This window comes from Streptomyces sp. NPDC054770 (assembly GCF_053611985.1).
This window is the reverse complement of record NZ_JBSHBL010000029.1, coordinates 1-19,547: the sequence shown is the minus strand read 5'-3', so window position 1 is coordinate 19,547 and position 19,547 is coordinate 1. Positions and strand designations below refer to the sequence as shown.

The following is a 19,547-nucleotide window of genomic DNA, read 5'->3' as shown; positions in this document are numbered from 1 at the left end:
ACTGTGTCCTCCCCGCGCTCCGAAAGTTAGTCCAATCGGTCGGTATAATCAACGACCAGGACAGGAATCACCTGTCACCAGGCCGCGACGGAGTTCGCGGCAGACATTCAGAGGGCCGACCCCGCCCCGCAGGCATCTCCCCACGGCACGGCCATTGCTCGAGCCAGGGCCCTGCTCTACTCTCACCTCAATATTCGATCGATCGGTCGACATAAAAAACTCGGGCTCACGCGGGCGGAGCAGCCCCCTGTGCACTGTGGAGGGCAGATGAGCAAGACGACGAAGACGGCGGCCGCGGCACCCGGAGGTCAGGCCGATCCGGCCGACCTGCTGGACGTCGTGGTCATCGGCGCGGGTGTCACCGGCATCTACCAGCTGTACCGGGCCCGCGAGGCGGGCCTCGCGGCGAAGCTGCTGGAGGCCGGCAGCGGCGTCGGCGGCGTGTGGTACTGGAACCGCTATCCCGAGGCACGCTTCGACTCCGAGAGCTACACCTACGGCTACCTCTTCTCCAAGGAGCTGTGGGAGGAGTGGGAGTGGTCGGAGCAGTACGCCGGGCAGCCGGAGATCGAGCGGTACTTCAACCACGTGGTCGACCGCTTCGACCTGCGGCGCGACATCGCCGTCGACACCAAGGTGAGCTCGGCCGTCTTCGACGAGTCGTCGGGTACGTGGACGGTGACGGCGGAGAACGGCACGACGGTCCGGACGCGTTTCCTCGTCGCGGCCACCGGAAACCTCTCGGTCCCCTTCATCCCCGGCATCGCGGGCCGGGAGGACTTCAAGGGCGAGCAGCACCACACCAGTCGCTGGCCCAAGAAGCCGATCGACTTCACCGGCAAGCGGGTGGCGCTCGTCGGGACCGGCTCCAGCGGCGTCCAGATCGTGCCGGCCATCGCCGACGAGGTGGCCTCCCTGACCGTCTTCCAGATGAAGGCGGACTGGGTCACACCGCTCAACAACAGGCCGATCACGGCCGAGGAGCAGGCCGGGCTCAAGGCGGACTACGAGCGGATCCGGGACACCCTCGACACCTCTCCCAGCGGGTTCCTGCACACCATGAACCCGGTCATGGGCGCGGACGTCAGCCCCGAGGAGCGCCAGGAGTTCTACGAGAAGGTCTGGAACAGCCCCGGCTTCACGAAGCTGACCGAGCACTACCGCGACATGACGTTCAATCCCACCGTGAACGCCGAGTGGTGCGACTTCATGGCCGGCAAGATCCGCGGCATCGTGAAGGACCCCGCGACGGCGGAGAAGCTGATCCCCACCGACGGCGGCTACGGCGCCCGGCGCCCGCCGTTCGGCACCGGCTACTTCGAGGCGTACAACAAACCGGCCGTCTCGCTCGTCTCCCTGCCCGAGGAGCCCATCGTCCGGTTCACCGAGACGGGCATCGAGACCTCGACGGGCCTGCGCGAGTTCGACATCGTCATCTGGGGCACCGGCTACGACTTCGGTACCGGCGCGCTCAACCGCCTGGGGGTCCGCGGCAGGCAGGGGCTGGCGCTGGAGGAGCACTGGGCGAACGGCCCGCGCACCTACCTGGGGATCGCCGCGGCCGGGTTCCCCAACTTCTTCTTCCCCGGCGGCCCGCACGGCGCACTCGGCAACAACCCGCGCTACGCCGGCGACCAGGTGGACTTCGCGCACGAGGCCCTGCTGCACGCGTACAAGGAGGGCTACGACGTGATCGAGGTCAAGGCCGCCGCGGAGCAGGAGTGGACCGACCTCATGAACAACAGCGACAACATGTCGATCTTCCAGAAGGCCAGCTACTTCTACGGGGCCAACATCCCCGGCAAGGCGGTCAGTCAGCTGCTGAACCCCACCGGTCGGTGGAAGCTCCAGGAGCTGATCCAGGAGGTCCGGGAGAACGACTTCAACACCTTCGACCTGTCGAAGGCCGGCAGCGCGACGGACGCGTGACACCCGCTCTCCCCCACGATCACGCCGGTGCCCCGGGAAACGCATCCCGGGGCATCGGCGTGCGGGTGCGTACGACCGCGCGGATCCGTCGGCCGGATCCCGCGGCTCACCCCGCGGTGCGCACGGCAGCACGAAGGTCCCGCATCAGGCCACCCGTCCGGCTTCGGAGAAGATGAACGCCCCGTACGCGTCGTCCGCGGTCTCGCCGGCCAGCCCTCCCAGCGGCGATCCCGGCAACGGGTGCGGCCGCCACGGGAGCGGCGCCCCGGTCATCAGGTCCGTCCACTGCTCCTCGGCCGCGAGCCCCACCTCGACGACGTCCCGCCCGTGCTCACGGGCCCGGACGAGAGCACCGGTGATGAAGTCCACCTGATCGCCGGGGTGACGAGGGTTGTCGGGGACGCAGTGCGGGCCGCCGGGGAAGAAGAAGTTCGGGAAACCCGCGGTCATGACACCGAGATAGCTCCGCGGGCCGTCCGCCCAGTAGCCCGCCAGCCTGAGGCCGTCCCGGCCGCGCACCCCGAGCCGCTTCAGCGTGCCGCCGCTGAACGCGTCATCGCCGGCCACGATGAGACCCCCCGCGCACACACCGCTGTCGCTGAACGCGGACGAACGGTTGGCCGGGACGTGCGGGGCGGACAGCTCCTGGCGGGCGACCCGGTGACCCCGCCCGGCGTCCCGGCCTCTGCGGCGTCCGGCCCCGGCCTGCTGACGGCCGCCCGTACAGAGCCGGCCGGATGCCGGGAGCGCCCCGGTGGCGGCGACCAGGAAGCGTGCCCGGTACTCGACGGCGTCACCGGTCAGCACCGACCAGGTCCCGGTCGGGTCGTCGTAGACCGCCGAACCCACGGTGGCGCCCAACCGGATGTGCGGGCGCAGGTCCTGACGGTCGACCAGATGGTCGAGATAGCCCTTGATGACCGGTTGCCCGGCGCCTCCCTCGGGCCGCTCCCACGCGCCTCCCAGCTCTGCCGAGAAGAGGTGTCCACGGACACTGCTCTCCGCCTCGAAACGTGCCTCGAAGGAGTTGTTCCAGTACCAGATCCCGCCGACCCCGAGGCCGGCCTCGAGCAGCACCGCGGAGAAGCCCTCGGCTCTGGCACGGTAGAGCTGGTAAAGGCCTGTAGTACCGGCACCCACGATCAGGACGTCGGCCTCGGTTCGCCAGTCCACTCAACATCCCTCCTCGTGCTGAGCGGTCGCCCACCGCTGAGCAGGACACAAGAGGTTAGACCGATCGGTCGGTGAATTAAATCCTTGTCACACTATCGGCGCGCGCAGAGGTAGGCAACGCCCGGAACACGGCTGACGGGCCCTGTGTCACGCCTTGCCGGAGGAACGAGGAATCGGCACGGGAGCGGCGGTCTCCCGCTTGGCGAGGAAGTCGCTCACATGGTCCTCGATGTCGTCGAACCGGCGGCCCGGACCGGCGAATCCCGCAAAGAGCGTCGCGCAGTACTCCCGGGACAGGCGCCGGGCGTCCCACTCGCTCCCCGGCTTGATCCACTGGTAGGTGTGGTTGTGCATGTTCAGGAACTGCAGGGTGGCCAGCCGGGGATCGAGCCTGCGGAACGATCCGTCCTCCATCGCGGCAACCAGCAACTGCTGGACGACGCCCTCGAATTCGCGGCGCTGGCTCAGCAGGCGGGTGCGGTTGTCCCCGCGCAGGTTCCGGTAGTCGTGTTCGTAGACCCGGACATGGTCCAGCCGGGCCAGGATGTTCTCCAGCAGTGTCTGGGACAGCAGCCGGAGCCGTAGCACCGGATCCTCGTCCAGGGCGGCGATCCGGTGCACACCGGCGAGCATGGGACGCATCACCCGGTCCTGGATCTCGACGAGCAGATGCTCCTTCGAGCCGATGTAGTAGTAGAGCGCGCCCCTGGCCAGCCCCGCGACCTCGCCCACCTCTGCGATACCTGTGGCGGCGTACCCCTTCTCGGCGAACAGCGCGGCCGCCTTGTCGATGATCTCCTGACGCTTGATCTCGTAGCCTGGTCCGTGCCCTGGTGGTCTTGCCATGATTCAGCATTTTAGGCACGGTAACCAGCCGGCCGGGGAGCGGGCCGGGTGAGAAAGGGCTTTGGATCACCCGGTCCATTCCGGATTCAGACCGCGGCGATACGGCGCAGGGTCTCGGCGATGGTGTCCTGTGAGGGCAGCCACGCACGCTCCAGGGAGGGCGCGTACGGGGCGGGCACCGGGGGCGGCGCCACGCGCGTGACCGGTGCGTCCAGATGCCAGAAGCCCTCGTCGACGGCGAGCGCGGCCAGTTCGGCGCCGACCCCGAAGTCCCGCACCGCCTCGTGGGCGATCACCAGACGGTTCGTCTTGGCCAGGGAGGCGAGGACGGTCTCACGGTCGAGCGGGGCCACCGTGCGCAGGTCGACGACCTCGACGCTGACGCCCTCGCCGCTGAGCAGCTCGGCGGCGGCGAGACAGTCCTGAACCATCCGGGACCAGGAGACGAGCGTGATGTCGGTGCCCTCGCGCACCACCTTCGCCCTGCCGAGCGGGATCAGGTGATCGGCCGGAGGCCGTGGTCCCTTGAGGCCGTACTGCAGCCGGTTCTCGACGAAGACGACCGGATTGGGGTCCTGGATCGCGGCCCTCAACATCCCGTAGGTGTCGGCGGGGTTGGCAGGCATCACCACGGTCAGTCCGGGGATGTGCGCGAGCAGCGCCTCCAGGCTCTGCGAGTGCTGGCTGCCCGAGGAGCGGCCGGCGCCGAACTGGGTGCGGACGACGAGCGGCATGGAAGCACGGCCGCCGGTCATGAAACGCAGCTTCGCCGCCTGGTTGAGCAGCATGTCGAGGCAGACACCGATGAAGTCCATGTACATGATCTCCACGACCGGCTTCATCCCGGCCATGGCGGCACCCACCGCCGTACCGAGGATCGCGCTCTCGCTGATCGGGGTGTCACGCACCCTGCCGGGGAACGCCTGCGCCAGACCTCGGGTCAGGCCGAAGACGTTGCCGCCGGCTCCGACGTCGATCCCGGCCACGAACACCGAGGAATCCGCGGCGAGTTCATGCTCCAGGGCGAGCCGTACGGCATCCATGGAACGGAAGATCTCCGCCTCGCCCGACAGCGGGGCCGGCTCGGGTACGACGGCACGCGGGGCGGAGACGAAGTCGTGGAGGGTCTCCGGGGCGGGCTCGGGCAGGCTCCTCGCCCAGTCCACCGCCGCGTCGATCTCCTTGTCGATCTCCTCGTCCACCGCGTCGGCCTGAGAGGCGTCCACCCCGGCCGCCGCCAGATGCCGACGGGCCACGAGCAGGGGGTCGCGCTCCTTGGCCTCGGCGACCTCCTCCGGGCTGCGGTAGCGCTGCGGGTCACCCTCGTAGTGGCCGTGCCAGCGGTAGGTCTCCGCCTCCACCAGGACCGGGCCGCCGCCCTGCCTGATCCGCTCCACCACGTCGGTCATGATCCCGGCCACCGCCAGGACGTCGTTCCCGTCGACCCGGGCGTAGCCGATCCCGTATCCGGCGGCGCGGGCCGAGAGCGGCGCCCGGTGCTGCTCGGCGGCGGGCGAGAACTCCGAGTAGTGGTTGTTCTCGCACAGGAAGACGACCGGCAGGTCCCAGACGGCGGCGAGGTTGACCGCCTCGTGGAACATGCCCTGCGCGACCGCGCCGTCCCCGAAGAACGCCACCACCACGTCCCCCGCGTCGCGCAGCTTGGCGGCGGTGGCCACTCCGGTGGCGATGGGCAGGCCCGCGCCGACGATGCCGTTGGCGCCGTAGATGCCGAGGCCCGGGTCGGCGATGTGCATGGAGCCGCCTCGGCCGTGGCAGGTGCCCGCCTCCTTGCCCATCAGCTCGGCCATCATCGACGCCGTGTCCAGCCCCTTGGCCAGCACATGACCGTGGCCCCGGTGGGTGGAGGTGATGCCGTCGCTGTCGCGAAGGGGCCAGCAGGCACCGACCGCGCTGGCCTCCTGTCCGATCGACAGATGCAGGAAGCCCGGGATCTCGGTGGCCTTGTACAGGTCCGACGCCCGCTGCTCGAACCGGCGGATGCGGCTCATCCGCCGGTACATCTCAAGGAGTTGTTCCGCGTGGGTGGATTTCACTCCGGTCATCTGCGGTGCCAGGGTCATGGTGCGTCCTCACTACTCCTGCGTCCCCTTGTGGAGCTGGTGCCCGGCCCCGCACGGCGGGGCCGGAGCCACCCGGATCTCACGCCCGCTCGACCAGTGCCCTGGCGATGACGTTGCGCTGGATCTCGTTGGTGCCCTCGCCGATCTCGAGGATCTTGGCGTCCGCGTAGAAGCGGGAGATCTCCGACTCCCGCATGTAGCCGTAGCCGCCGTGGATCTGTACCGCCTGAGAGGCCGCGCGGTTGGCCACCTCGGAGGCGTACAGCTTCGCCATCGCGGCCTCGGTGGCGTGCGGACGCCCCTGATCGGCGAGCCAGGCGGCGCGGTAGACCATGCAGCGGGCGGCCTCGAACTCCGTGCCCAGATCGGCGATCTTGTGGGCCACCGCCTGGAAGGCGGCCAGCGGACGGCCGAACTGCTCGCGCTCCTTGGCGTGCTGGACCGCGAGGGCGAGCGCCGCCTTCGCCAGCGACATGCCCAGTGCCGCCACGCTGATGCGGCCCTTGTCCAGGACGGACAGGAACTGGCGCAGTCCCCCGCCTTCCTCGCCGATGAGATGGTCCTCGGGGATGAAGCAGTCGGTGAAGACGAGTTCCCGGGTGTCCATCGCGTGCCAGCCGAGCTTCTTCAGTTTGCGGCCGACGGTGTAACCGGGCGTGTCCGTCGGCACGTAGAAGGTAGCGAACCGCTTGCGACCCCCGTCGTCGCGTCCGGTCACCGCGAGCAGGGTCACGCCCTGGCTGATGTCGGTGCCGGCGTTGGTGATGAACATCTTGGTGCCGTTGATCACCCAGCCCCCGTCCGCACGGCGGGCGGTGGTGCCGATGCCGGCCGCGTCGGAGCCGGCCCCGGGCTCGGTCAGACCGAACGCTCCGATGGCCTCGCCGCGGGCCAGCGGAGCCAGCCAGCGGTGCTTCTGCTCCTGGGTGCCGTAGGCGAGCAGCGGCAGGGTGGCGATCGTGGAGTGGGCGTTCCAGGAGGAGGCGACGGACTGGTCGGCGGCGCCCAGTTCCTCCATCACCGCCACGTAGGACACGAGGTCCGATCCGGCGCCGTCGTACTCCTCGGGCACCAGCATGCCCATCAGGCCGAGCTCGCCCAGTTTGGTGAAGATGTGGGTCGGGAACTCCTCGTTCTCGGACCACTCGGCAGCGTGCGGCGTGATCTCTCGGGCCGCGAACTCGCGGACCATGTCCTGCAGCGCGCGTGTCTCTTCCGGCAGGTCGAAATCCATGTCACAGCCCCTTGGGAGTCAGCAGAACCTTGAGATGACGGGCCCGGTCCGCGGCCAGGTCCCCGAAGACCCCGATGCCCTGTGCCAGCGAGAACCTGCCGGTGAGCAGCGGCGATGCGTCCAGGCGCCCGGTGCTCATCAGGTCGATGACGCGGGGGATGTCGAAGTTGTAGCCGAGCGTTCCCAGCACGGCCCGCTCGTAGAAGACCAGTTGGCCCATGTCGACCTGGACGTTGCCGTGGCCCACCCCCGCGAGGACGACCCGGCCGCCGCGCCGGACGGTGGCGACCGCCTGTCCCGCGAGCGCCGCCACACCCGTGGCGTCGATCACCACGTCCGGGCCGATACGGCCGGTGCGCAGGAACACCTCGCGGCGTACGTCCGTCTCCCCCGGGTCGAACGCCTCCGTGACACCGATCTCCAGGAGCCTTTCCCTGCGCTCCTTCAGCGGCTCGCTCACATACAGGCCGGCCGCTCCCGCGAGACGCGCGGCGAGCACGACCGCGAAGCCGATCGGGCCGCCGCCGACCACCAGTACGTTGTCGCCCGGTCGCACTCCGGCCCGGGTCACCGCGTGCAGTCCGACCGCCAGTGGTTCGGCGAGCGCGGCCATCTCGTCGGTGACGTTGTCGGGCAGCCGGACCAGCCCCGCAAGGGGCACGGTGACGCGCTCGGCGAACGCGCCGGCGGAGGCGAGTCCCACGGAGCCGCTCTTGGGGCAGATGTGGTACTCACCGCGCAGGCACCAGTAGCACACGCCGCATCGCCAGACGGGATCGGCGGTCACCCGGTCCCCGACCTCGATGCCGGGCACCTCGGTGCCCAGCGCGAGGACGGTTCCGCTGAACTCGTGTCCCAGCGCCAGGGGCGGCTCCGCTCCGGTGAGGGGGTGCGGGCCCGTGCGGATCATGTGCGGGCCTTCGAGGAACTCATGCAGATCGGTGCCGCACACACCGCACCAGGAGACCTCCACGACCGCTTCGTGCGGTCCCGGTCGCGATGGGTCGGGTACCTCGTCCAGCCGCAGGTCCCGTGCACCGTGCCAGCGCAGTGCCTTCACGCCCCACGTCCCTCCGTGTCGTCGTCCGTCTCGCCGCCGTCCCGTCCAGGACCTCCGAACGTCGCCTTTCCCGGGCCGTGTTCGAGGAAGGAGCGCAGTCCGGTGGCCGCGTCGGCGGTGCCGAAGACCCCTGTGAACAGGGACCGCTCCAGGGCGAGTCCGGTGGACACGCCGGCGTCGGCGCCGTGGTCCACCGCCTCCTTGATCGCTTCCAGCGCCGCGGCGGGCCCCTCGGCGAGCCGCTTCGCGTAGCCGAGGGCGGCGGCGAGTACCTCGTCGGCCGGGACCACCTCGTCCACCAGGCCGATCCGCAGCGCCTCCTCGGCACCCACCCGGCGGCCGGTCATCAGCAGGTTCTTCGCCCGTGCCGGGCCGAGCAGGCGGGTCAGTCGCTGGGTGCCGCCGGAGCCCGGCATGATGCCGAGCTGCACCTCCGGCTGACCGAGCAGGGCGTCCCTGGCCGCCACCCGGTAGTCAGCGCACAGCGCCAGTTCGAGGCCGCCGCCGAGCGCGTAGCCGGTGATCCCCGCGACGACCGGCATCGGCAGCCGGGCGGCCTCGTCGAAAGTCCGTTGCAGGGCCCGGTTCCAGCTCCGTATCTCCTCGGGTCCCATCGCGGCCAGTGCCTGGATGTCGGCACCGGCCGCGAACAGCCGCTCACCGCCGTAGAGCACGACGACCCGGACGTCACGGGAGTCGGCCAGCTCGCGCACCGCGGCCGCCAGCTCGCGCCGCTGCTCCGAGTCGAAGGCGTTCATCGGTGGGTTTGTCAGCCGGAGGACCACGACCGGCCCGTCGGCCTCCCATCGAATACGTGGCACAGAGACCCTCCTCCTCGGCGGGAAATCGCTCCGCACGGCGGTTGTCGGTGGCTGCGGAGCGCCGTAAAGTGCGGCTACGGTTTTATAGACCAATGAGTACACGAAAACTTTTCAGTGGGCAACCGACCGGTCGGGACAATGCCGGTCGCCGAACGAGAGAGTCGCCGTGCACAATTTCGCGAGCATCCTCGACTACCACGTGACCCAGCGGCCCGACGCCGTGACCGTCGTACAGGACGAACGGCGCCTGACCGTGCGCGAGCTGCATGAACGGGTCAATCAGCTGGCCGCGGGCCTGTCCGAACTCGGCGTGGGCCGGGGCGACATCGTGGGGCTGCTGCTCTACAACCGGCCGGAGTTCCTTGAGCTGGTGTATGCCGTCAACCGGATCGGGGCGGTTTTCCTGCCGCTGAACTACCGGCTGTCCGAAGACGAATGGCAGTACATCCTCGACCACGCCCGCGCCAAGGTGATCGTGACCGAGCCGGAGTTCGTCCCCGCCATGGCCCGGATCGACCCGGGGCTGAGCCACCTGGAGCACCGGATCCAGCTCGACGCCGATCCCGACACCCAGCCGCCGTGGACGGGTTACGAGGAGCTGCTGGCCCGCCACAAGGGCGCCCGGGTGGAGCCGGTGGACGTGGTCCCGGGCGACCTGCAGCGTCTGATGTACACCTCCGGCACCACCTCACGGCCCAAAGGCGTGTGCATCACCTACGGGAACGTGCAGGCCAAGAACCTCGCCCACATCGTGCACTTCGGGCTGACCGCGGCGGACACCACGCTGGTCTGCGGCCCGCTCTACCACGTCGGGGGGCTGGACATGCCCGCCCTCGGGGTGCTGTACGCGGGCGGCTCGGTCGTCCTGCAACGCAGGTTCGACCCGGAGGGCGTGCTGCGCGCGATCCAGGAACACCAGGTCACCAACGTCTGGCTGGCGCCGGCCATGGTCAACGCCGTCCTGGAGGTCCCGGACCGCGAGACGTACGACACCGCGTCCGTGCGTTTCGTGCTGGGCGGTGGCGAGAAGACCCCCGAACCGGTGCTGCGCCGGACCATGACCGCCTTCCCCAACGCCTGGTTCGCCGACGCCTACGGCCTGACCGAGACCGTCTCCGGTGACACCTTCCTCGACCGTGAGCACTCCCTGACCAAGCTCGGATCCGTCGGCCGCCCCGTGCCCCACACCCGGATCCGCATCGTCGGCGACTCCGGCGAGGAAGCCCCCACGGGCGAGCTCGGCGAGATCACCCTGCGCGGCCCGAAGGTCTTCGCCGGCTACTGGCGCGACGAGCGGGCCACCGCCGCCGCCCTGAAGGACGGCTGGTTCCACACCGGTGACATCGGGCACGTCGACGAGGACGGCTTCCTCTATATAGACGACCGGAAGAAAGACATGATCGTCTCCGGCGGGGAGAACATCGCCACACCCGAGGTCGAGCGGGTCCTGTACGAGCACCCCGCCGTCCTGGAGGCCGCCGTGGTCGGCCTCACCCACCCCCGCTGGGGTGAAGTCCCCCGCGCCTTCGTCGTCTTCCGGCCCGGCACCACGGCCGGGCCGGAGGAACTGAGCGAGTTCTGCCGGGCCCGCCTGGCCAAGTTCAAGGTGCCCACCCGCTTCGACGTCGTCGACGCGCTCCCCCGCACCCCCTCCGGCAAAGTCCTCAAGCGGACCCTGCGCGACATCCCCGCAGAGGAGCAGGCATGACCGACGTGAACACCCGACTGCGCCTGGACGGCAAGACCGTATGGGTCACCGGAGCCGGAAAGGGCCTCGGCCGCGCCATGGCGGTGGCTCTCCACCAGGCGGGGGCCACCCTGGCCGTGACGGCACGGACGGCGGCCGATCTGGAGCAGCTCGCCGGCGAACTGTCGGGCCACGGCGGCAAGGTACTGGCTGTGCCCGCCTCCGTCTCCGACTCGGCCGCCGTACGGACGGCCGTCGAGCGTGTCACCGAGTGGGCGGGCCGGCTCGACGTCCTGGTCAACTGCGCGGGCATCAGTCCGCACTTCACCCGCAGTGAGTACGTCACCGACGGGGACTGGCAGCAGGTCCTCGACGTGAACCTGGCGGGCACCTTCTACTGCTGCCGCGAAGCCGGGAAGGTGATGCTGGCGCAGGGCTCCGGGTCGATCGTCAACGTCTCCTCGGTGCACGCCGGCACCGGTTTCGAGCGGATCGCCGCGTACGCCGCGAGCAAGGGCGGCGTCGAGGCGCTCACCAAGGCGCTCGCCGTCGAATGGGCCGAGCACGGAGTGCGCGTCAACACCCTCGCGCCGGGCTACTTCCGCACCGATCTCAGCTCCGGCCTGCTCGACAGCCGCTGGGGCGAACGGATCGTCCGCGGAACCCCTCTGGGCCGGGTCGGCGAAGCCGACGAGCTGGGCGGCGCCGCGGTCTTCCTCGCCTCGGACGCGTCCCGCTTCATGACCGGCACCACGGTCACCGTCGACGGAGGCTGGACGGCCTGGTAGCGGCCACCGCCCCAGCCTGCTTTTCCTGACCAAACCATTGATTGTACCGACCGTTGGGTCTATTTTACGGGCAGCCACATCGCCGCGGCGACAGGAGCCGACAAGCCTGCGTCGGCCCCGACCGGTCGGTTCCCTCCGCCGGTCCGGCCTGACACGGCGAACCGAACGCCATAGCCGAGCCCCTCCCGTCCTCCCGGACCGCGATCGCTCGGAACGGCACCATCCACAGGGATCGATCCTGCTCCCGGCGTCCCCCACGCCGCCCGGAACAAAGCCGCTCCCTGGACCTCCGCTCACCCACGGAAGGCCCTTCCATGTCCCAGACGCAGATCACGCCACCCGAGACGTCCGAGAGATCCCGCTCGACCCCGCGCAACATGCTCATCGTCGTCGCCCTGTTGTGGGCCGTGCAGCTGGTGTCCCTCGTGGCCGCGCTGTCGGGCGTCACCCAGGCCGCGGTCGCGATCCACTTCCGGACCACCCACATCGCCTGGTTCATCTTGATGACCCTGCTGAGCGGGACCTTCTTCCTCCCCTTCGTGGTCAAGGGGGCGGCCCTGTTCGGCAAGAAGCGCGCCCTGGTCGTCGCCACCGCACTGGGCCTCGTCGGAGACCTGGTCGCCGCCGTCGCCACCGACTACCGCACGCTGCTGATCGGACGCGGCATCGCGGGCATCTACGTGGCCGCCACTCCGATCTGCTACGCCATCACCCGTGACGTCTTCCCCCGCCGCTGGGTCGGGCTGGCCAACGGGATCATGGCCGGCGGTGTGGGTCTCGTCGCCTTCGGCGGACCCTTCCTGTCGGGCTGGCTGCTCGACAACCACGGTTTCCGGGGCGTTCTGTGGTTCATGGCGATCAGCACGGCCGTGAGCCTGCTCCTGGTGACGTTCCTCGTTCCGGAGAGCCCCGTCCGCGAGCGCGGCGGCCGGATGGACTGGGCCGGTGGAATCCTCCTCGGCGGCGGCGTCACCCTCCTCGTCTACGCCGTGGGCGAGGGGGCGGACTGGGGCTGGGGCAGCGGCGAGTTCATCGGATTCGTCGCGGGTGCGGTGGTCGCGCTGATCGCCTTCCTGCTCGTCGAACGCCGGGTCGCCGAGCCGCTGTTCCCGCTGGCCATGACGCGGCGCCGCACCGTGTGGACGGCGCTGCTCGCCACCTCCGTGGCGGCCGGTTCGCTCAGCGCCGTCGGCGTGGTGATCCAGTTGCTGGTGCTGATGCCGAAGATCCCGCACGTCTCCGACGGCCTCGGCTGGTCCGGAACGCACAACGCCATCGTCACCAGCCCGATCAGCGTCATGATCATCGTGGGTGCCGTCGGGACGGGTACGCTCGCCCGCCGCGCCGACAGCCGGATCCTGCTGGCCATCGGCGCCGCACTGGCCGTCCTCGGCTACGGCATCGGCACGCAAGTCCACCACACCGCCGCCCAGATCATCTCCTGGGGCGTGGTCGCGGGACTCGGCACCGGCATCGTCGTCGCCGTCGTGCCCATCATGATCATCGAAGTGGTGAGCCCGGAGGAGCAGGCCCTGGCCAACGGCGCGCAGAACCTCGCTCAGGGGGTGGCGCAGATCATCGTCTCCCAGGTGGCCTATGTGGTGATGGCACAGCACGGGATGGTCCTGAAGGGCACCCAGTTCTACCTCGACAAGGGTTTCACCAACGGGATGTGGCTGGTCGTCGGCTGCTGTGCCCTCGGCGGGCTGTGCGTCACCCTGGTGCCGAGGGCCGAACGCCTCCAGGACGCGGAGGTCGGCCAGGCCACCTGATCCCGTCCCCCGGCGCGAACGCCGGGATGCCCGTCCCTGGACCATGAGGTCGGCACGAGCGGAGGACCTCGACCGCACCGTGGCCTGCACGGGCCGCCGCACCCCAACCCGCGGTGCGGCGGCCCGAACTCATGTGGCGCGGGTACGTCCTGACGGAGCCTCGGCTACCAGGTGACCGGCAGTTCCCTGATGCCGAAGGCGAGCGAGTCGGCGGGGCGGAAGGCGAGTTCGTCGCGGTCGACCGCGAGGCGCAGCGTCGGGACACGGCGGTAGAGGGTGCCGTAGACGACCTGGAGCTCGATCCGGGCGAGCTGCTGGCCGAGGCACTGGTGGATGCCCCAGCCGAAGGCGTGGTGGTGGCTCGCCTTGCGGTCGAGGTCCAGTTTCTCCGGCTCGGGGAACGCCGTCGGGTCCCAGTTCCCGGCGGGCAGCGGGACGACGATGCCGTCGCCGGCCTCGATGCGCACGCCCTCGAACTCGAAGTCCTCCTTGGCGATCCGCCGCTGCCCGAACTGGGCGACGGTCAGATAGCGCAGGATCTCCTCGACCGCGCCCGCGACGGCCTTCGTGTCGTCGGTCTCCCGCAACCGGGCCAGCTGCTCGGGGTTTTCGAGCAGCAGGGCGGTACCCAGCGTGATCATGTTGGCGCTGGTCTCGTGCCCGGCGATCAGCAGGATCATCGAGAGCAGGGTGGCCTCGGGAAGGGTGAGGTCGCCGTCCTTGATCCGCGCGGCGAAGTCCGAGAGCACGTCGTCGCCGGGGTTCTCCATCTTCGTCTGGAGCAGCGCCGCCAGGTATCCGCCGAGCGCCTCGTTGGCCCGCCGGTCGTCCTCGGCGGTCTTGTCGCTGCGGGTGGCGAAGGAGGCGTTCTCCTGGAAGAACTCATGGTCGTCGTACGGCACTCCGAGCAGCGCGCAGATCATCAGCGAGGGCAGCGGCAGCGACAGCGCGGTCACCAGGTCCACCGGCTTGGGACCGGCCAGCATCCTGTCGATCAGCTCGTCGGTGAACCGCTGGATCTCCGGGCGCAGCGCCTCCATCCGAGGACGGGTGAACGGCCGGGTCATCATGCGGCGGATGCGGCTGTGGTCCGCGCCGTCCGCGTTGAAGATGGTCAGCGGATAGTGCTGGACGTTCTCGGCCATCGCCCGGTTGGGCAGCGGGAATCCGGGCTGTTTGTCGTCCGAGCTCACCCGTGGGTCGGAGAGTATCGCGCGCTGGGCGGCGTGGCCCGTGACCAGCCAGGGGGTGCTGCCGTCCCAGATCCGGCCGCGGGTCACGGGAGCCTTCTCGTTCAGGGCACGCAGCCCGGGCGGCGGGGCGAACGGGCACTTGGCGTCCCGGTCGTCCTGGTAGTCGTAAATCCGTTCGTCGAGGGCGGGTTTGATGTCGGCCTCGGCCATGGTCTTTCCTCCAGGTGGAAGTGGGGGGATGGGGGAAAATCGGGGGCGGGACGGCGGCTGTTCCGCCCCGCGGACGGTCGGCCACGTCAGTCCTCCAGCGGGACGTGGGTCTTCAGCTCGCTCTCCGCCCCCAGGGCGATGAGGATGCCCAGGGTGCCCAGGCTCCGATCGCGCGGGGCCAGTCCCTCGCGAGCCCACAGCGGCCCCCGGACACCGGTGAGGCCGATGCCGGCGAGGTCCTCGCCGATGCGCCCGTCGCGCAGGTCGGTTCCCTCGGCGCCCTTGTCGGTCATGACTCGCTCCCGTTGCGCGGCTTCGCGTTCTCGAGCGAAAAATAGAATAGCCGGTCGATACAATAAACGCCTCGTGGATGGCACAACGGACGGACCTTCGAGCCCCGACCCGGTCGCACTCGGCCGGTGTCCATCGCCCCCGACTCTCCCGGTCAGTGGGACGGCCCGGGCAGCGGGCCCAGCCAAGCGCCTACCGTCGCGCACATGGAGGAACCGGGGCCCTGGCCGCCCCGGACTGGCCAGCGTGAAGGAGAGAGTCGGATGGGAGTTCATTCGCTCGGGTACCTGAGGCTCGAGTCCAACGACATCGAGAAGTGGAAGGCTTTCGGAGCCGACTTCCTCGGGCTCATGCCGGTCGAGGGCGGCGGCTCCGAGTCGCTGTCCTTCCGGATGGACGACTACCCGGCTCGTATCGTCGTCTCCCCGGGCGCCCAGCCCGCAATGACGGCGATCGGCTTCGAGGTCCTGGACGAGCGCGAGTTCGAACGCCTGGTCGCGGACGTCGAGAAGGCCGGGATCAAGGTGACGCCCGGCACCGAGGCCGAGGCGGCGGACCGGAAGGTCACCGGCTTCGTCAAGTTCAACGATCCCGGCGGCAACCCGGTCGAGCTCTTCTACGGCACCGTCCTCGACCACGTGCCCGTGCACACCCCCCTGGTGTCGAAGTTCGTCACCGGGGACATGGGGTTCGGGCACGCGATCGTCTCCGCCGAGGACGCACGGACAACGTTCGAGTTCTACGTCAACGTGCTCGGTTTCATCGAGCGGAACACCATGCGCTCGCCGGGCGGCACGACCTGGTTCATGGGCTGCAATCCCCGGCACCACACCCTCGGCGTCACCCCGATGCCGGGCCCCGGGCGCCTGCTGCACTTCATGGTCGAGGCGGCGACGCTGGACGACGTCGGACGCGCCCTGGACCGGGCCGGCACCTACGAGGTGCCGATGATGCACAGCCTCGGCAAGCACACGAACGACCACATGGTGTCGTTCTACGTGTGGTCACCGGAGAACTACGCCGTCGAGTTCGGCTGGAACGGCCTGAAGGTGCCGGAGCCCGTCCCCGTCTACGAGATCACCGACGGCGCGTTCTGGGGGCACCACTTCACGCCGCCGCCGCAGCCGGCCGGCTGAGCGACCGGGCATGCGCGAGCCCCACGGCCCGAGGCCGTGGGGCTCGTGCGTGCACGGCGTCACCCTGTGGTGATCGCCCGTTCCGGGCAGGCCGACTCCCCGTCCCGGGCGGCCTCTTCCAGGCCCTCGGGGACGTCTCCGTCGTAGGGCAGCGCATAACCGTCGTCGTCGAGACGGAAGAGTCCGGGCGCCGCCGCCGCGCACCGCGCGTGCCCGGAGCACTGCGCCGCATCGATGGTGATCTTCACTCAGCTACTCCGTTCTACCGGGCTTGCTTCACTATTGAGGATACTTATTTATCGGGCGAAGGACCGGGTTCGGACGTGCGTCGGGATCAGTGCCACCAGGGCATGAGCGCGTCCAGGTGACGGCGCATCCGGTGCCTTGCCACCCCGGTGTCCCCCTGCACGATCGCGTCGAGGATGCGCTGGTGGACGTGGCGCACCTCGTCGGCGGCCGTGTCACCGGGCAGGGGCCGGTCGTGGCCGGACGCGTGCCGGCGGAACAGCTCGGTGATGATGTCGAGGAAGAGCGACAGCACCGGGTTGCCGGCCAGGGCCGCAAGCTCGGAGTGGAAGAGATCGGCCTTGCGGGGCTCTCCGGCCGGGCCCTCCGTGGTCCACCGCACGGCCCTCGACAGGCGCTCGGCGACCTCCGTGTCGCCCTCGGCGTGCCGGGCGGTCACCGTGGCGACGATGCCGAGTTCGATGGCGTTGCGGACGATCCGCAGGTCGTCGGCCGTGACGCCCTGGTATTCGAGGAAGAGCGCCATCGTGTCGACACTGGCCCGGGGCTCGGGCTCCGTGACGATCAGCCCGCCGCCCGGGCCGCGGCGCATCCGGGCGACCGAGTGGTATTCGAGGAGTCGGACGGACTCGCGCAGCACGGCCCTGCTGACGCCGTACCTGGCCAACAGGTCCGCCTCCGAACCGAGCACCGTCCCGATCTGCCGGCCCCGCGCGGCGATGTCGTCGTGGATCCGGGCGGCGATGACCTCCGCGAGCTTGGCTCTCGGGCCCTCGACCGGTTCGGGTTCGACGACGTTCCCCTCGACGCGCCGGCCGCGGCGCACACGGTGCTTCGCGATCCAGGCGGTCACCGACTCCAGGTGCGCGGTGAGTTCCGTCTGGGCACGGGCACCGTCGTCGGCGATCACGGCGTCGACGACCGCGCGATGCTCCCGGTGCGAGAACTCCTTCGCCGCGCGCGTCTCCGCCCCGGAGAGCCGACGGGAGGTGTGCGCGTACCGGGCGGTGAGGCGGGTGAGGACGTCGATGAACAGATGCAGCACGGGATTGCCCGACAACTCGCCGAGCATCGGGTGGAGTGGTTCCTGCGAGTGGACCGACGGGTCGTCCAGGTGGGCGAGTTCGTCGTCGAGAGCCGTGCGCAGGGTGGCGATCCCGGCCTCGGTGAGGCGCCCGGCCGCGAGTCCCGCGGCGATGGGCTCCAGCAGTCGGCGGGCCTGGAGCAGGTCCGTGACGCTGGTGCCGACGTACTCGAGATAGATCACCATGGCCCGGGTCGCCGGTCCGGCGTCCGGGGCGCGGACGATCAGGCCGCCGCCCGGGCCGCGCCGCATCCTCGCGACCTGATGGTGCTCGACCAGCCGCACGGCCTCGCGCAGCACGGCGCGGCTCACGCCCAGGCTTTCCCGCAGGTCCGCTTCGGAGCCGAGTGACTCGCCGACCGGCCAGCCCCGGCGGATCACGGTGGCCTCGATCCGCGCTGCGGTCTGCGCGGCGAGTTTGCCGACCGCGGTACCGGTCTCGCCGTCGGCGAACTCGCGATCGACGGCAGTCGCCATGGGTCACTCCTCCGGTGGCTCTCGCGGCTCCCGAGTCTATGGGTCCCCGCGCCGGAGGGACGGGACGGTGCCACGATTGGAGTGCCCTCATTTCGTGGCCGCGCAGCAAGCCCGCTCAGCCACGCCACTCCAGGCGGAGCGACTTGATGCCGTACATGTTGCCGTGCTGCCAGAGATCCTGACCGCGCGCGATCCGGTAGTCGGGGATGCGGCGGTGCCACTCCTCCACAGCCACGTTGAGTTCGAGGCGGGCGAGGTGCGAACCCAGGCAGCGATGGGGACCCGAGCCGAACGCGATGTGGTTGACGGCCTTGCGCCGCAGGTCCACTTCGCTCGGGTTGTCGAACCGGTCGGGATCGCGGTTGGTGACCGCCAGCGGGAGCATCACCATCTCGCCCGCCCGCACCGGACAGCCGCCGACCTCGACGTCCCGCGTCGCCTTCCGCGCCGGAACGACGAAGGAGTAGACCCGCAGGGTCTCCTCCACGCCGGTGGCGATGAGCGAGGGGTCGGCGACGATCTCCCTGCGCTGCTCCGGATGCGTCGCGAAGTGGTACAGGGCCCAGCCGATGGAGATCGGGACCGTGTCCAGGCCGGCCTGGAAGAGCAGGACGCAGAAGGCGTGCATGTCCCGGTCGCTGATCGGTATGCCGTCGACGGTCCAGGTCATGGCGTGGGAGAGCAGGTCGTCGCGCGGAGTCGAACGGCGTAGCGCGATCTGCTCCTCGAAGTACGCCGACACCGCCCGCATGGCGGCCAGCCGCCTGCTGCCGTCCGGATCCTCGCTGTGGGAGAGGTGCAGCAGTTCGTGCACCCAGTCCAGGAAGGTGGGCAGATCCTCCTCGGGCAGCCCCATCAGGCGCATGAAGATCAGGGTCGGGAAACGGCGCGCGAACTCGTCGAGGACGTCGGCGCCGTCGCGCTCTTTCAGCGCGTCGATCAGCTCGCCCGCTACCCGGCGGATCTCCGGCTCGCGGGCGGCGACGGTCTTCGGGGAGAAATAGTGGCCCAGCAGCCGCCGCCACACGGTGTGCACGGGCGGGTCCAGCATTTCGGGGATCCACAGGAACGTCGGATCCGGATCGAGCGCCGTCACCGACTTGTTGGAGAAGGTGCGCCAGTCCTGGAGCGCCTTCTGCACCGCCGGGCCGTCCGTGACGACCCAGTGGCCGCCGGCGACGGTGCTGCGGAAGCCCGAGTGCGCGGCGGCCATCTCGTCCCAGCGGTTCTGATGGCTGAGCACCGGGCCGCCGAGCCGGTTGTCGAAGTGGTAGGCGGCGACACCGTCGTGGGTTCCGTCGGGTTCGAGTGTCGTGGTCATCGCGACTCCTCTGCAAGACAGCCCTTACGCTGAATTGAGTGTACTTTTTTATAGGTGCTTGGGTAGGGTGACTTCACCGGGGGGGGGGGGGGCCGGGGGTGAGCGCGCCCCCCCCCCCGGGGGGCGGGGGCGGGGGCCGCCCCCCGCCGCGCGGGGGGGTGCGCGGGGGGGGGGGGCCACAGAAAGCCCCGCGGG

16 protein-coding genes are annotated in these 19,547 nt (G+C 70.0%); 5 read left to right on the top strand and 11 right to left on the bottom strand.

All coding sequences use genetic code 11. The features are described from left to right. The first annotated feature begins 267 nt into the window (after positions 1–267). Positions 268–1,929 (top strand): flavin-containing monooxygenase, encoded by a 1,662-nt coding sequence (locus ACWGKQ_RS24440; RefSeq protein WP_453294058.1) that lies wholly within the window; start codon positions 268–270, stop codon positions 1,927–1,929. Between the two features lie 144 nt (positions 1,930–2,073). On the opposite strand, the gene ACWGKQ_RS24435 is transcribed toward ACWGKQ_RS24440, so the two are convergent. The 6 genes from ACWGKQ_RS24435 to ACWGKQ_RS24410 form a co-directional block, all read right to left on the bottom strand. Next, a complete protein-coding gene (locus ACWGKQ_RS24435; RefSeq protein ID WP_453294057.1) occupies positions 2,074–3,102 on the bottom strand; it encodes a hypothetical protein in 1,029 nt (342 codons plus the stop codon). A gap of 147 nt (positions 3,103–3,249) precedes the next feature. After that, positions 3,250–3,948, bottom strand: a complete 699-nt coding sequence (locus ACWGKQ_RS24430; protein ID WP_453294056.1) for a TetR/AcrR family transcriptional regulator — start codon at positions 3,946–3,948, stop codon at positions 3,250–3,252. An 86-nt stretch (positions 3,949–4,034) separates the two neighbouring features. Continuing rightward, positions 4,035–6,032, bottom strand: a complete 1,998-nt coding sequence (locus ACWGKQ_RS24425) for an alpha-ketoacid dehydrogenase subunit alpha/beta (RefSeq protein WP_453294055.1) — start codon at positions 6,030–6,032, stop codon at positions 4,035–4,037. A gap of 79 nt (positions 6,033–6,111) precedes the next feature. Then, positions 6,112–7,266 (bottom strand): acyl-CoA dehydrogenase family protein, encoded by a 1,155-nt coding sequence (locus ACWGKQ_RS24420; protein WP_453294054.1) that lies wholly within the window; start codon positions 7,264–7,266, stop codon positions 6,112–6,114. Between the two features lies 1 nt (position 7,267). Next, positions 7,268–8,326, bottom strand: coding sequence for an alcohol dehydrogenase catalytic domain-containing protein (locus ACWGKQ_RS24415; protein WP_453294053.1), 1,059 nt, complete (start codon positions 8,324–8,326; stop codon positions 7,268–7,270). Then, the gene (locus ACWGKQ_RS24410) at positions 8,323–9,147 is read right to left on the bottom strand and encodes an enoyl-CoA hydratase/isomerase family protein (RefSeq protein ID WP_453294052.1); all 825 of its coding nucleotides are present in this window, start codon (positions 9,145–9,147) and stop codon (positions 8,323–8,325) included. The genes ACWGKQ_RS24415 and ACWGKQ_RS24410 overlap by 4 nt, the downstream gene beginning before the upstream one ends. Before the next feature lie 166 nt (positions 9,148–9,313). Here ACWGKQ_RS24410 and ACWGKQ_RS24405 point away from each other — a divergent pair, with 166 nt between their 5' ends. The 3 genes from ACWGKQ_RS24405 (at position 9,314) to ACWGKQ_RS24395 (ending at position 13,394) form a co-directional block, all read left to right on the top strand. After that, complete coding sequence (locus tag ACWGKQ_RS24405; protein ID WP_453294051.1) at positions 9,314–10,855, top strand: acyl-CoA synthetase; 1,542 nt, start codon at positions 9,314–9,316, stop codon at positions 10,853–10,855. Next, positions 10,852–11,622 (top strand): SDR family NAD(P)-dependent oxidoreductase, encoded by a 771-nt coding sequence (locus tag ACWGKQ_RS24400; protein WP_453294050.1) that lies wholly within the window; start codon positions 10,852–10,854, stop codon positions 11,620–11,622. Before ACWGKQ_RS24405 ends, ACWGKQ_RS24400 begins: the two co-directional genes overlap by 4 nt. 314 nt (positions 11,623–11,936) lie before the next feature. Then, a complete protein-coding gene (locus ACWGKQ_RS24395; protein WP_453294049.1) occupies positions 11,937–13,394 on the top strand; it encodes an MFS transporter in 1,458 nt (485 codons plus the stop codon). 164 nt (positions 13,395–13,558) lie between these two features. Here the strand turns inward: ACWGKQ_RS24395 and ACWGKQ_RS24390 are convergent, their stop codons facing one another. Further along, positions 13,559–14,797 (bottom strand): cytochrome P450, encoded by a 1,239-nt coding sequence (locus ACWGKQ_RS24390; RefSeq protein ID WP_453294048.1) that lies wholly within the window; start codon positions 14,795–14,797, stop codon positions 13,559–13,561. Positions 14,798–14,883: 86 nt separating this feature from the next. Next, positions 14,884–15,090, bottom strand: a complete 207-nt coding sequence (locus ACWGKQ_RS24385; protein WP_453294047.1) for a carboxymuconolactone decarboxylase family protein — start codon at positions 15,088–15,090, stop codon at positions 14,884–14,886. Between the two features lie 261 nt (positions 15,091–15,351). Here ACWGKQ_RS24385 and ACWGKQ_RS24380 point away from each other — a divergent pair, with 261 nt between their 5' ends. Beyond that, positions 15,352–16,224 (top strand): VOC family protein, encoded by an 873-nt coding sequence (locus tag ACWGKQ_RS24380; RefSeq protein WP_453294046.1) that lies wholly within the window; start codon positions 15,352–15,354, stop codon positions 16,222–16,224. Between the two features lie 59 nt (positions 16,225–16,283). Here the strand turns inward: ACWGKQ_RS24380 and ACWGKQ_RS24375 are convergent, their stop codons facing one another. The 3 genes from ACWGKQ_RS24375 to ACWGKQ_RS24365 form a co-directional block, all read right to left on the bottom strand. Continuing rightward, positions 16,284–16,472: a ferredoxin gene (locus ACWGKQ_RS24375; protein WP_453294045.1), complete on the bottom strand. Its 189-nt coding sequence runs from the start codon at positions 16,470–16,472 to the stop codon at positions 16,284–16,286. A gap of 86 nt (positions 16,473–16,558) precedes the next feature. Next, on the bottom strand, positions 16,559–18,031 hold the full coding sequence (locus ACWGKQ_RS24370; RefSeq protein WP_453294044.1) for a FadR/GntR family transcriptional regulator: 1,473 nt from the start codon (positions 18,029–18,031) through the stop codon (positions 16,559–16,561). Between the two features lie 115 nt (positions 18,032–18,146). Then, entirely contained in the window at positions 18,147–19,352 is a 1,206-nt protein-coding gene (locus tag ACWGKQ_RS24365) for a cytochrome P450 (RefSeq protein ID WP_453294043.1), read from the bottom strand. Positions 19,353–19,547: the final 195 nt, after the last annotated feature.